General features: G+C 58.2%; 11 protein-coding genes. 7 read left to right on the top strand and 4 right to left on the bottom strand.

The annotated features are described in order from the left end of the window. Window position 1: 1 nt before the first annotated feature. The 3 genes from AABO57_04600 to AABO57_04610 all read right to left on the bottom strand — a co-directional run bounded on the left by AABO57_04600 (window position 2) and on the right by AABO57_04610 (window position 3,323). Window positions 2-1,057 (bottom strand): peptidyl-alpha-hydroxyglycine alpha-amidating lyase family protein, encoded by a 1,056-nt coding sequence (locus AABO57_04600; protein ID MEK6285000.1) that lies wholly within the window; start codon window positions 1,055-1,057, stop codon window positions 2-4. Window positions 1,058-1,230: 173 nt separating this feature from the next. After that, the gene (locus AABO57_04605) at window positions 1,231-2,640 is read right to left on the bottom strand and encodes a HupE/UreJ family protein (protein ID MEK6285001.1); all 1,410 of its coding nucleotides are present in this window, start codon (window positions 2,638-2,640) and stop codon (window positions 1,231-1,233) included. Window positions 2,641-2,852: 212 nt separating this feature from the next. Continuing rightward, window positions 2,853-3,323 carry a hypothetical protein gene (locus tag AABO57_04610; GenBank protein ID MEK6285002.1) on the bottom strand — a complete coding sequence of 157 codons (471 nt, stop codon included), beginning with the start codon at window positions 3,321-3,323 and terminating at the stop codon, window positions 2,853-2,855. A 155-nt stretch (window positions 3,324-3,478) separates the two neighbouring features. Between AABO57_04610 and AABO57_04615 the strand changes: the two genes are divergently transcribed. The 4 genes from AABO57_04615 to AABO57_04630 all read left to right on the top strand — a co-directional run bounded on the left by AABO57_04615 (window position 3,479) and on the right by AABO57_04630 (window position 8,996). Then, window positions 3,479-4,852, top strand: coding sequence for a PQQ-binding-like beta-propeller repeat protein (locus tag AABO57_04615; protein MEK6285003.1), 1,374 nt, complete (start codon window positions 3,479-3,481; stop codon window positions 4,850-4,852). Window positions 4,853-5,080: 228 nt separating this feature from the next. Continuing rightward, window positions 5,081-6,286: a hypothetical protein gene (locus AABO57_04620; protein MEK6285004.1), complete on the top strand. Its 1,206-nt coding sequence runs from the start codon at window positions 5,081-5,083 to the stop codon at window positions 6,284-6,286. Window positions 6,287-6,442: 156 nt separating this feature from the next. Beyond that, the gene (locus AABO57_04625; protein ID MEK6285005.1) at window positions 6,443-7,630 is read left to right on the top strand and encodes a hypothetical protein; all 1,188 of its coding nucleotides are present in this window, start codon (window positions 6,443-6,445) and stop codon (window positions 7,628-7,630) included. 163 nt (window positions 7,631-7,793) lie between these two features. Continuing rightward, window positions 7,794-8,996, top strand: coding sequence for an aminotransferase class I/II-fold pyridoxal phosphate-dependent enzyme (locus tag AABO57_04630; protein ID MEK6285006.1), 1,203 nt, complete (start codon window positions 7,794-7,796; stop codon window positions 8,994-8,996). A gap of 18 nt (window positions 8,997-9,014) precedes the next feature. Here AABO57_04630 and AABO57_04635 read toward each other — a convergent pair whose 3' ends face one another. After that, a complete protein-coding gene (locus AABO57_04635; GenBank protein ID MEK6285007.1) occupies window positions 9,015-9,299 on the bottom strand; it encodes a hypothetical protein in 285 nt (94 codons plus the stop codon). Window positions 9,300-9,486: 187 nt separating this feature from the next. Between AABO57_04635 and AABO57_04640 the strand changes: the two genes are divergently transcribed. From AABO57_04640 to AABO57_04650, 3 genes are all read left to right on the top strand, one after another. Further along, the gene (locus tag AABO57_04640) at window positions 9,487-11,691 is read left to right on the top strand and encodes a pyrroloquinoline quinone-dependent dehydrogenase (protein ID MEK6285008.1); all 2,205 of its coding nucleotides are present in this window, start codon (window positions 9,487-9,489) and stop codon (window positions 11,689-11,691) included. 92 nt (window positions 11,692-11,783) lie between these two features. Next, window positions 11,784-12,257, top strand: a complete 474-nt coding sequence (locus AABO57_04645) for a cytochrome c (GenBank protein MEK6285009.1) — start codon at window positions 11,784-11,786, stop codon at window positions 12,255-12,257. A 258-nt stretch (window positions 12,258-12,515) separates the two neighbouring features. Beyond that, on the top strand, window positions 12,516-13,631 hold the full coding sequence (locus AABO57_04650; protein ID MEK6285010.1) for an alpha/beta hydrolase: 1,116 nt from the start codon (window positions 12,516-12,518) through the stop codon (window positions 13,629-13,631). The last annotated feature ends 187 nt before the right edge of the window (window positions 13,632-13,818 follow it).

The following is a 13,818-nucleotide window of genomic DNA, read 5'->3' on the forward strand; positions in this document are numbered from 1 at the left end:
GTTACTTCTTGACGTATCTCTTCAACGCGCGCGGGCCCACTTCCGCGCCGTAGATGTTGCCTTTTGCATCCGTCGCGACGCCTTCGGCTGCACTCGTACCGGCTCCATCCGGGTTCGGCTCAGGGTCGGGAATGAACGCCGTCACTCTGCCGTCCTTGGCGCTCCCAATCCTGATGCCGCGCTTCCACCCAGCGTGTCGGTTTTTGTTCGACTCCGAGTCGGCGGCATATAGGATGTCATTGCGGATATAAATCCCGCTCAGCCTGCTGAATTGCTTCCACTCATCGAGGAACTTTCCATCCTGATCGAAGATCTGAATGCGGTTGTTATTTCGATCAGCAACAAAGAGCCGGCCACGTGAATCCATTGCAAGACTGTGAGGAGTGTCGAACTCGCCGGGCGCGGTTCCTTTCTTGCCCCAAGTCTTGATGAACTTTCCGTTCTTGTCGAACTTCACGATGCGCGCGTTCGTGTTTCCGCCGTGCCCGTCCGCAACGAAAATGTCGCCTTTGGGAGCGGTGATAACATCGGAGGGCTGATTGAAAGTGTCCGGAGCGTCCCCGGCAATTCCGAGTTTTCCAAGCGTCAGCAAGACCTTGCCCTCTGGACTGAACTTGACGACGATGTGCCCCTTGCCCGCTGCCGCTTGCTGGTTGGCAGCGCCCGGCGGAATGCCGTCGGTCACCCATACGTTTCCCTGTTTGTCGACGTGGATGCCGTGGGGGAAGACGAACATTCCCACGCCGAAGCTCTTCACAAGTTTGCCCGTCTCGTCGAACTTGAGAACCACCGGCAGGTTCGACCCGGCGCAGCTGTTCGCGCCACATCTCTCGGCGACCCATACCGACTTGCCGTCGGGGTCGATCTCTACGGCGCTCGTCGCTCCCCACGTCCTGCCTTCGGGCATCTTCGCCCAGCCTTCGATGGTTTGATACGGATTGGGCAGGTCATTGACGGGTTGCGCGTTGCTCTGGGTATATGCACTCCCGGCGGACATTGCGAGCGATGCGACGATGACTACTGCAAGTGTGAATCTCACTCGACCTGAATGCGACATGGCAGTTCCTCCCTAAGAGAACACATGGTTTTCTAGATTCTAATCTTCATTTTCCATTTGTCATTTTCTATTTTTCATTGGCTATTGCTCGAATCTTGTGCGGCCGCGATGAAATGACAAATCAAAAATGGAAAATGATAAATGATTAATGACTCCCTCTTCCCCACTTCGGATTAGTGCGACTTCGGTTTGGCGGTGGACTGTATCACCAACTCGGGGTCGTTTGCCATATCCGAACCTTCGGGCTCGCCGATCCTGGGTTCAGCGATCCGGGCCTTCCGGCGCTTGAGTAGTCCGATTAGCCATATGAAGCCCGCAAAAATCAGAATCACTATCAGCCACCGCATGGCGGTAGCAAGCAGAGCTGCGTTCATAGCCGGCCACGCGAACTGCCTCAACCGCTCGCCACGCTCGATCATCCAATGCCAGCCAGTGTGGGCTACGAGCGCCGACAGGATGATCGTCCCGATGCGTTCAGCGACAACGAATCGGAACAGAAGCTCTAGTGCCGGGATCAGTAGCGCGAGCACCAGAAGTTGTCCGAGCTCGACGCCGACGTTGAACGACAGCAACGAAGTCAGCAGGTGAGATCCCGAGAACTGTAGCATCTGCCTCAGCGCGAACGAGAAGCCGAACCCGTGAACCAGACCAAACCCGAGAGCGATCATCCACCGGCGCTGCACCTTGCTCCCGACGATGTTCTCAAGCGCCATATAGATGATTGAAACGGCGATCAGCGTTTCGATGAGCGGCGGAAACCACAGCGCGTCCGGCCCGAGGTTGTAGGCGGACGCGATCAGCGTAATCGAGTGGGCCACGGTGAACGCGGTGATGACCATGAGGAGCGGACGGAAGCGCCGGAATGGAATCACAAGGCAAAACAGGAACAGAAGATGGTCGGTTCCGTCGAGGATGTGCAAGAACCCTGCTTCGACGAATCGCAGCGCGGCCTGATGCCACCGCGGATCAAGCCTGACCAGGCCCGGATCGCCCTCGAACTCGAACGCGCGGACGGCGCCACCCGGCGGCAGAAACCTGAGGACCGTAACTACGCGAATACCCAACCCCGCGAGCGCCGGGCGAATTGAAAAGTTTGCTCGATCGGATTGAATCGGGTACTCGAACAACACGTCGAGCAGCCCCTGGTTCCAGTAGAGTTCCGTTTCGATGGGCAGGCGCGGGCTCGTTACGTGTGCCAGTGCCTCGTCGTAGGATTCGAAGAACCTCTCGGACTCAAGCGACACACGCGCGGCGACAATGCGCGGATCACCAAGACGGGTATCGCCTTCGTGCAACTCGACGTTGTCAGATATCCACAGCGTAGCCGCGTCGCGAAGCGAGGCGTCGGCTTGCGCGAGGTCGAGATAACCGGGCTCGCGTGTAGGAAAAGCGATATCGCGACAAGCCCGGAGCGGCACACGAACCAGCAGGCTGAGCCGCTGCCCTTCGGGCTTGAGAAACGCGTGAACAGTTACGTCATTCGGGATGTCGTGAGCCGAAGTGCGATATGAAAGGGCGACGGTCATCGCCGCCACAAGCAGGGCGATCACGGGGAGTCTAATGATTCTGCGACCGCTGCTCATCGCGATCTCATCTCCTGGCGATTTGACGGAGCTTCAAAGCCGATTTGGAAACTCTGGGTATCGCCGAGAAGCGCTCACCCGCGTCTTTCGATGAAGGCGCCAATCACGCGGCGCGTTGTGCGTCTTTTCGCCAGCGCATACTAATTGGAAGCGCGGCGCGTGACAAGCTAAGCGGAAGAATGTTAATTATCACGGCTGTTGTGACTTGCTTCCTAATCCAAAACGCTCACGACGATTCGCACCGAGCCGGCATTGTCATCAAAGGAACCGGGCTTCTCGTTGATGCTGAGATACAGACGGCCTTCTCCCGGACGGTCTTCATACGTATTGCCGACAAAGAACGGCTCGCCGTTAGTCCGCCCGACCAACGCTCCAAGGGGAGCATTCGTAACCAACAGTTTTGGTATTACATCTCGAAAGTCCTTGCCCTCCGGTATGAACCCTTCGCCATCACAGAAGTGTGACTCCGCGCCATCGTCGCTCCATGTTCCCGACTCATACTTGATCTGGATGGTTTTGTTCGTTACATCCAGACCGGTGTCAACCCACATTGTTCGCGCCGGGATGTCCAGCACGACCTTCTGGTGTGACCGCGACTGACTGCAAGACGATAATGCCGCGACACCAACCAAACCCAATGCAAACATCAACATCAAAACACGCAGCCCCTTTTGCGAAGTCATCCGAAACCTCCTGTGCGGGCGATTATAACTCAGCCGCAGCTTGCTGTTGTGCGACAAACTGAAGTTTGTCGGACAATCATCCTTGCGCTCTTTCCGGGAATCTGGCAAAAGCAGGGAGGCCGATCATCCTTCACGCTGTTGAATGAGGAGACTCTATGCATGCACTAAGCGCGGCGGTGGTGGTACTGCTGTTGTCTGGCTTGCTGTCCGGCGTTCCGGTGACGCAGAAGACCAGTAAGCCCTCGCCGCATCCACCAAGCTGGCTTGGTTGGGGCGGAGCGCGGCACAACTTCACAAGCGATACCAAAGGGCTCGCTAACACCTGGCCACCCGAGGGTCCAAAGCGGCTTTGGCGCCGGCCGCTTGGCGAAGGCCACTCGAGCATCATTGGTGAAGGGGGTGAAGGGGGTGAAGGGGGTGAAGGGGGCGAAGGCGGGCGGCTGTACACGATGTACCGGCCAACAACCGGTATCCGAAACACCTGGAAATCCGAGGAGGTCGTGATCGCTCTCGATGCCGCGTCGGGAAAAACAATCTGGGAGTACCGGTACCCAGCGTCGCTGGACACCATGAACTTCAGCCGGGGCGCCGGTCCACACTCGACGCCTCTGATCGCCGGCAATCGGTTGTTTGCCGCTTCGACCGACAAGCAGTTCTTCGCGCTCGACAAGCTCACCGGCAAGCTTCTGTGGTCGCATAACTTCGTCAAGGAGTACAACGCGCTGCCGAACCAGATGCGCTGGGCCGTAAAACCGGGATATTCCACGAGCCCGATAGCCTACAAGGACATGGTCATAGCTGCGGTTGGCGCCCGCGAGCACGGCGTAATGGCGTTTCGTCAGGACGACGGCCGAATCGTCTGGCGGGCCGGTAACTTCTCCGACATAGTCCCGGCCTCGCCGCTGATCATCACGCTCGAAGGGGAAGAACAGCTCGTCATCACTTCCGGTGACGGCGTGCATGCTTACGATCCGAACACCGGGAAGCCGATTTGGGAATATCTCTTTCCGACCAGAAGCGGCGTCAACATCAGCAGCCCGGTTTGGTGCCCCGACGATCGGCTCCTGTTTGTTTCGTGCGCATACGACGGGGGCTCCAGGGTCATCCAACTCGCAAGGTCGGCCGGCCGCACGGAGGCGAAGGAGCTCTGGTTCAGCAACAAAATGCGCGTGCACTTCGGAAACGTGCTGCGGATCGGCGACTTCTTCTTTGGAAGCAGCGGTGATTTCGGGCCTTCGTTTCTGACGGCCATCAATGCCCGCACCGGGCAAGTCGCGTGGCAGGATCGGAGCTTTGCGAAGGTCAGTTTTGTCGCCGCCGATGGAAAGGTGATCCTGCTGGATGAGGACGGGAATCTTGGGCTGGTAACGATGTCGGCAGAGGGTCTGAAGATTCTCGCGAGAGCACCAGTGGCCACCGCGACATCGTGGACCGTGCCGACACTCATTGGCACAACTCTCTACTTGCGCGACCGAGTCAACATCGCGGCACTCGAGGTCGGAGATTCACTGAACAATCCGCCTCGTTAGCAGGGTGCGCGTCAAAGTCTTGCGGATACCTTGCGCATACCCATGACACACCACCATCTGGCCTCAGACAAACTTGAGTCGAACCCGGAACGAAGGTATACTGGCGCGCACCGAAGGTCTCCGGCAAAATCCTGAGCGCTGGTTCTCAGGATCAGTGGAACGCGAGAACTCGGCGCCGCCCGTCACGACGCAGCTTGCATCCGAAAAAGCGAGGAAGAGATGAACAGTATGAAGCGAAGGCATGGGCTTTATGTTGGTGTGATCTTTGCCGCGCTCCTCGTCGGGCTCGAAGCCGGTCAGTTCGTGATCCAGGAAACGGTGGCCGCTCAAGAAAAACGCGCCCAGGCGCCAGGGTTCGTGGTGGACCCGCTCTGGCCCAAGCCGCTGCCTAACCACTGGGTCCTCGGTTCGGTTACCGGAGTTGCGGTTGATTCTCAGGATCATATCTGGATCACGCATCGAGGTGCGGATTCACTCGGCAACAACGAAAAGGGCGCGATACTAAACCCACCTACCGGATGCTGCGTCCCTGCTCCGCAAGTTCTCGAATTCGATCAGGCTGGGAAACTCATCAGTCATTGGGGCGGCCCGGCTCAGGGGTTCGACTGGCCGCAGTCCACTGGCGGGATCACCGTCGATCATAAGGGGAACGTTTGGATCGCAGCGGCCGGCCAGCCTGAGGGCGCGGCGAGACCTGCCGGGGCTGCGGGCGCGAGACCTGCGGCGCCCAAACCTCAAGACGCTCACGTACTCAAGTTCTCGCGAACGGGCAAATTCCTGTTGCAGATCGGACACGCAGGCAAAGTCGAAGGCAGCGACAGCACGACCGGGCTGAACCGGCCTGCTGGCCTCCGCGTCGATGCCGCAACGAATGAAGTCTATGTCGCCGATGGAATCGGCAATCACCGCGTCGCGGTGTTTGACGCCGACACCGGCGCCTATAAACGGCACTGGGGCGCTTATGGCGAGAAGCCGGAAGACGGCAGTCTCGGCCCGTACGATCCGAATGCACCCCCGGCGAAACAGTTTCGCACCGTGAGCTGCGCCGCGATATCGAAGGACGGCCTGGTGTACGTCTGCGACCGCCAGAATGACCGGATCCAGGTGTTTCAAAAGGACGGCAAGTTCGTCAAGGAAGCGTTCGTATCTAAGAGCACTCTCGGGGACGGGTCGGTGTGGGACATCGCGTTTTCCAGCGATCCGCAACAACGGTTCGTCTACGTCGCCGATGGTCACGACAAGAAAGTGTTTGTGCTGCGCCGCGATACGCTTGATGTTGTGACGAGCTTCGGCGACGGAGGGCGCCAGCCGGGCCAGTTCTATGGCGTCGGCTGCATCGCCGTGGATTCGAAGGGCAACGTCTACACCGGCGAGACCTACGAAGGGAAGCGCGTGCAGAAGTTTGTTTACAAGGGCATGGCTGCGAGTCGGTAGATCAAGAGATTTTTTATTTGTGATTGGTCATTTGCAATTTGTCATTTAATACCGCGAGAGATTGACTACGGCATTTCCGCAATGACAAATGACAACTAGAAAATAGAAAATGGAAAATAGGAAAAGGCTTTCCTTTGGTAAAGAGGAGAGAAATCGATGAGAGATTCGAAACGTAATTTCTATATCGGGGCGATCTTGGTGGTGCTTCTGGTCGCGCTGTTCATCGGTCAGAGCCTGCTGGACAAAACGACAGTCGCTGAAGGGTCCGTGGTGATGGCGCCCAGGTTCGAAGTAGACCCGCTCTGGCCGAAGCCTCTGCCCAACCACTGGTACATCGGTATGTCGATCGGCATAGCGGTCGACGCCCAGGACCACGTGTGGATCGTTCATCGGCCCGACACTGTCTCCGCCAACGAAGCCGCCGCGGACCAGAAGACCGGCGCGTGCTGCTCCAAGGCGCCGCCCGTTCTCGAGTTCGATCGGGCCGGCAATTTGATAGGGCACTGGGGTGGCGCGGGACAGGGTTACGAATGGCCGGAGTCGAATCACGGAATCACCATCGACCACAAGGGGAATGTCTGGATCGGCGGCAACGGCACTAACGACGCTCACATCCTGAAGTTCACGCAGGACGGCAAGTTCCTGGCGCAGTACGGTCACGCAGGCAAAACCGCCGGCAGCAACAACACCGAGAACTTCGGGAGAGTTGCCAAGATCTTTGTCGATCCCAAGGCCAACGAAGCCTACATCTCCGATGGCTACCTCAACAAACGCGTGGCGGTGATCGATGCGGACACCGGAAAGTTCAAGCGCTATTGGGGCGCGTACGGCAACAAACCTGACGATAAGAACCTCGGCCGCTTCGATCCGGACGCGCCGCCTGCTCAGCAGTTCCGCAATCCGGTGCATTGTGCCGAGCTCTCTAACGATGGGTTCTTATACGTGTGCGACCGCCCGAACAACCGGATTCAGGTGTTCAAGCCGGACGGGACGTTCGTGAAGGAACAGTTCATCGCGAAGAGGTCGCTGGCTGACGGGTCGGTGTGGGACATAGCGTTCTCGAAGGATCCTCAGCAGAAATACATCTACGTCGCCGATGGCCGCAACCAGAAGGTGTACATCGTCCAGCGCGATACCCTTGAAGTCTTGACGAGCTTCGGCGACGGCGGTCGCCAGCCCGGCCAGTTCTACGGAGTACACAGCATCGCAACCGATTCGAAGGGGAACATCTACACCACAGAAACCTACGAGGGAAGGCGCTTGCAGAAGTTCGTTTACAAGGGGCTAGCGCCGGTGACGAAGATGGACCAGGGAACGGTGTGGCCGGGGGGAGGCGCAAAGTAGTCAGGAGGGGAAACCACATTTGATTTTCCATTTTCCATTTGTCATTTGCCATTTTCTCGACCGCGCTCCGATAGACGCTGCGAGGGAACGATAAAAATGACGAATAGAAAATCGAAAATGGCAAATTGATGGTTCTTGCCGGTTTCAACCAAAGGAGGCGCACATGATTCAGAATTCAGCGACACGCCGGACATTCATCGGCACTATGGCAACCGCCCTGGGTCTTGCCGGGTTGGCTCCTTCGCTCGATTTGTTCGCGCAAGGGAGACAGGCTCGACAGGGTGAGCCGGGAGAAGAACATCCCGAAGAAAACTACGACGAAATGGCGAAGCTCGCCAGCAACGAGAATTGCTGGGGACCTTCTGACGAAGTAGTGAAAGCCATGAAGGATGCGTTCAAGTACGCCAACCGTTATCAGTATCCCGACGGCGGCATCGTTGAGGCCATCGCCAAGCACCACGGACTGAAAAAGGAGAACGTGATACTCGGCGCAGGATCGGGCGAAATCCTCAAGATCATCGGCGAAGCCTTCACGCTCGATCACAAGAGGGTTGTCGGCGTAGACCCGAGCTACGATTCGGTGTATCGCTTCGTAACCAACATCAAGGCCGATACGATCAAAGTTCCGCTGCTGAAGGACTACCGGATGGACGTGCCGGGCGTGATTCGCGCGACGAAGATGAACTATCGCGACGTCGGCTTTGTGTACATCTGCAACCCGAACAACCCGACCGGCAACATCATTCCCAAACATGAAATCAAGCTGCTGCTCGACAGCATTCCCGGCGATGTTCCGGTGCTGATCGACGAAGCCTACCATCATTTCGTAGCGACTTCGGACTACGCGACGTCGGTGCCTTACGTTCTGGAAGGGCGTCCGGTGATCGTTACCCGCACGTTCTCGAAGATCGCCGCGCTCGCCGGGATGCGTCTCGGTTACGGGCTCGCGCCGAAAGAGCTGATCGAAAGAATGCGCACGTTCGGCGGAGGCAGCATCAGCGCCGTGGTGAAGTACGGCGGCGTTGCCGCGCTAAAGGACACGGCTTACGAGAAGAAGATCAAGCACATGACGATCGAGCTTCGCGAGAAGACGATCAAGGATCTGCGCGGTTGGGGCTACGAGGTGATCCCGTCGGAGACGAACTTCTTTATGATCGACGTGGGGAAGGATGTCACCGCGGTCGCCGAAGACTTCAAGAAGCGCAAGGTGCTCGTTGGACGAAAGTTTCCGCCGATGAACAACTGGCTGCGCGTGTCGGTGGGGACCGATCCCGAGATGGCCAGGTTCATGACGGCGTTCAAGGAGTTGTTCCCGGCGGGCGGAATCAAGAAGGCTAAGAAAGAAGCGAAGGAAGCAGGCGCGTGACCATGTTCATTGCAATGCTCAGTTGGCACTGCGGACCTTTTTGAGAGCCTTGCGCGCTTTCGACTTCATGAGGGATAACACATGACCTACGCGCTCGTAGTTATCCAGCTCGATGTGCTCTTCAAGAGTCAGGGTGCCCGCGCGGGCCTTCGTGGCTAATTCGTTCATACGGTCAATGTCCGGCTGCGGGAACGTTAGGGTTAGGATGTAACGAGCCAAGTCTGTAGAAAGCACGCTGGTCGGATCGAAAAGGCGTCCCCACAGGGCTGCCTCGCTTGAGTTGATAATGGACGCTTCTTGCATCTTGAACTCCGGTTGGTGATGTTTAGCCGACGCCAATTGTACGGCTTTTCGGCTCACGAGGTGAAGAGATGCGCGGTTGATTCGCAATTGTTTTTGTTGATGCGCTAGTCACTCGAGGCTCTGGCCTGTTGACAGTTTGGCTGAACCGGTTAATGCCGCTGCTGTCCTAACAAAACGGAGGTGGACGATGTCACGAAGAGTATGTCGATCTGTTGCAGTGTTGCTGTTTGTTCTTGGACTAGTCTGGGCGCCGATGGGAGTGCTTGGCCAGTCTGCGGCCAAGAGCAGCATAAAGGCGCCTTCAACCAGGAAAGGGACTCCGGTCAAGTCAGCCGCGAACGGGACGGCAGTCCGTTCAACCAAGAACGGCGAATGGCCGCACTACACTGGTGATCTTACTGGCGCCAGGTATTCGCCGCTTGATCAGATCAACGCCGACAACTTCAACAAGCTCGAAGTCGCGTGGCGCTTCAAGACCGACAATCTGGGCACGCGGCCCGAGTACAAGCTCGAAGGCACGCCGCTCATGGTCAACGGCATGCTTTACGCGACAGCCGGTACGCGAAGGGCGGTCGTCGCGCTCAAGGCGGACACCGGCGAGCTCGTTTGGGTGCACTCCGAGTTCGAAGGGAAGCGCCCCATCCACGCGCCCCGGCAGTTGTCGGGCCGCGGGCTGTCTTACTGGAGCGACGGTAAGGGTGACGAGCGCATCATCTACGTGACTACCGGCTATCGACTCGTCTCGCTGGATGCCAGGACGGGCGCCCGAATATCCAGCTTTGGCAAAGATGGCGTCGTCGACCTGAAGGCAGGTGTAGTGCACGGCAGCGGTCAGCAGATCGACTTGGAGACCGGCGACATCGGCCTGCACTCGACGCCAGCCGTGGTAAAGGACGTCGTCATCGTCGGCGCCGCTCACAAGGAGAGCATGACGGTTAAGACTCACAACAACGCCAAGGGGCTGGTGCGAGCATTCGACGTGCGAACGGGCAAGGTGCTCTGGACGTTCAACACAATCCCCAGGCCTGGTGAGTTTGGCAACGACACGTGGCACGACAACTCGTGGGCGACGAACGGCAACACCGGCGTCTGGACCCAGATCAGTGTCGATGAGGAACTGGGGCTTGTGTACCTGCCCGTCGAGTCGCCGACGTCGGACTTCTACGGCGGGCACCGGCCGGGCAACAACCTGTTTGGTGAGAGCCTGGTTTGCGTCGATCTCAAGACCGGTAAAAGGAAATGGCACTTCCAGATAGTGCATCACCCGATTTGGGACTACGACCTTTCGTCGGCGCCGCTTCTTGCCGACATCAACGTAAACGGCCAAACGATCAAGGCCGTCGCGTTGCCGAGCAAGGAGGCTTTCCTTTACGTCTTCGACCGCGTGACCGGTAAGCCTGTCTGGCCAATCGAGGAAAGGCCGGTACCGGAGGGCGATGTTCCGGGTGAGTGGTATTCGCCGACTCAGCCGTTCCCGACCAGGCCGCCGGCCTACGCTCGACAGGCCGTGACTCAAGACGACTTGATCGACTTCACGCCAGAGCTGAAGGCGCAGGCGATTAAGAATCTCGAGCAGTTCAAAAACGGCCCGATGTTCAATCCCCCGGTGGTCAGCAAGGTCGGGGGCCCGCTGGCGGGGCTTACTATCGGAACGCTCAATGGAGGAACGAACTGGCCGGGCGCGGGATACGATCCAGAAACACACACCGCATATTTGCCGGCGTCAAATGCCGCTGTTGCCCCACTCGGACTCGTCGAGCCTCCGGCATCGTTCCCGTCGGACCTTAAGTACGTGTCGGGTAGGGCTGGTCAGCCTTTCCGGATCGCCGAGGGACCCGGTTTCGGCAGCGCCGCTGATTTCCCGCAGGAGCCCAGACGCCGCCCTGCTCCGGCAGCCCCAGCAGCGACGCCAGCCGCGCCTGCCGCAACGCCTCCGGCGGGAGGTGGCGGAGGCGGCTTACAGGTTCAGGGTCTGTCAATTGTGAAACCGCCTTATGGGATACTCTCGGCCATCAATCTGGACCGAGGTGAGCTCGTATGGCAGGTCCCGCACGGCGACACGCCCGATGTGGTCCGCAATCACGCGTTGCTAAAGGGAATGAATATCCCCAAGACCGGTCAGAGCGGAGCGGTCGGGTTAGTGGTCACCAAGACGCTGGTTATCATGGGTGACCCTCAGGTCACCACAACGCCGGACCATCCCCGGGGCGCGATGCTCCGCGCTTATGACAAGGCGACCGGCAAGCAGGTTGGCGCGGTTTACCTCCCGGCGCAGCAGAGCGGATCGCCTATGACCTACAGGGTGAACGGCAAACAGTACATCGTCGTCGCCGTTAGCGGCGGTGCTTATTCGGGCGAGTACATCGCGTTCGCGCTGCCGGCTACCGAGTGACCGACACATGTCCGACAGACTTTAGTTTATCGAGCGCTTATTGAGAGAAGCCATCGACAAACTGGAAGTTTGTCGGACACCTTGCAAAACAGATGAAGATCAAGATCAAGGTCAAAATCGCGGTTCTTGTAATCACCTCGCTGGCTGCGATTGCAGCACTAAACCTCCAGCTTAGCGCGCAACAACCGGACAAGGGGTCGCGTTCGGTGTGGGACGGCGTGTTCACAAAAGAGCAAGCGACCCGCGGCGAAGCGCTCTACGCTCAACACTGTTCGTCCTGCCACGGGCCTGATCTGGCGGGCAACGATGAAGCGGCCCCGCTCACCGGCTCGGCTTTTCTCGCGAACTGGGATGGGCTGAGTGTAGGTGACTTGACGGAGAGAGTTCGCGTCACGATGCCGCCAAACAATCTGGGCAAGCTGAGCCGGCAGCAGATCACCGATATCCTGAGCTACATGCTAAGTTTCAACAGCTTTCCGGCCGGCAAGACAGAACTCGATCCAAAGGCCGAGTTGCTCAAGCAGATTCGAATCGAAGCAACAAAGCCTAAGGCAAACTCCAACTGAGTTTGTAGTACGGCCTTCAGGCGGGGTTCAGAGTTCAAGCTTCAGCTTGCGTGATTCGATCGGGTAAGGCCCTGGAAGCGAGTTGAAGCTTGAACTCTGAACCCCAGCTAAAGCCCGTACTACTAACGTCAATGACGTGAGACCTGTAAAGAGGATGGAGAGAGAAGATCCGAACAGGCCACACCGGTACGAGAGATTGATTGATCGCCTCCGGCACAGCCGGCGGCTGCGCCCGTCGATTCATAGGAGGTAAGCGATATGTTAAACGAGGTGGCTTCGGTAACTCTGGTCGTAGACGAGATCCGATCGAATCAAACGAGACAATCTCGCCGGCCCCTGCGGTGGGTTGTCCGGTGGGTCGTCGCGTGCCTCTTTTTGTCTTCAGTAGCGCTGCTGGCCGCGCCGGCCCAGGCACAGGAGAGAGCCGCAGCTCAAGCGCCTCCGACTCCCAAGGACGTCAAGCCGGGGAGCATCACGCTCGATGACGTGCCGTACCCACACACGGTCGCGTACCTGCCGATGACGATGTACGGGCAAGACGTGCGGATGGCTTACATGGACGTTGCACCCGAAGGTCAGCCGAACGGACGGACTGTGGTCCTTTTCCACGGGATGAATTTCTTCGGCGAGTACTGGACCGGGACGATTGGCGTCCTCCGCAAGCAGGGCTTCCGCGTAGTCGTGCCCGACCAGATCGGCTTCGGGCGGTCCTCGAAGCCCATCATCCCCTATAACTTTCATGACATGGCGTTGAACACCCGCAAGCTGCTTCAGCATCTTGGCATTTCAAAGGCGGCGATTGTAGGGCACTCGATGGGCGGGATGTTGACAGCGCGATTCGCTGCGTCGTATCCGGACATGACTGAGCGTGCTGTGATCTACAACCCGATCGGATTGACGGACCCGCGTTGGGATCGGCCGTGGCGAAGCACGGAGGAGGCGTACAAGCAAACGCTGGGCTTGACCTATCAGCAGGCGTACCAGGGCATCGCCCGCTACTTCGTGACAGGATGGAAGCCGGAGTATGAAAAATACGTGCGCATTCATTACGCGTGGACGCTCAGCGGCGACTGGCCGAGATTCGCGATGGTTCGAACGCTGGTCCAGCAGATGGTGTACGTGGACCCCGTCGTTTACGATTGGGCTCATATCAAAGTGAAGACTCTCGTGCTGGGCGGCGACAAAGACGGCGCGAATTTTCCCGAACGAGCGAAGCACATTGCCGACACGATTCCTGGCGGCGAGCTTGTGTTGATTCCGAACATCGGCCACGTCCCGCACTTCGAGGCCCCGGATTTGTTTTACAAGGCTCTACTGAAGTTTCTGAACTCCGAGTCGCCGATGCCCGCGCAGAAACCCGGAGCCAACCGCTAGGTCGGGCTTTGGGTTTCGCTAGTGACGTATAACCGGCACGCCGACAGTGAAGATTTGATATCCGCGCAAATCTGTCGGATCAGTGTCATCGGTGGTCTATGCTGTACCACGAAAGCGATTCCTCCCAACGCATAGACCACCGATGAAACGGATTCGACGGATTTGCACGGATTTCTTGCCTATTTGA

The sequence above is a fragment of the Acidobacteriota bacterium genome (assembly GCA_038040445.1).
In the GTDB taxonomy this organism is placed as follows: domain Bacteria; phylum Acidobacteriota; class Blastocatellia; order UBA7656; family UBA7656; genus Onstottus_A; species Onstottus_A frigus.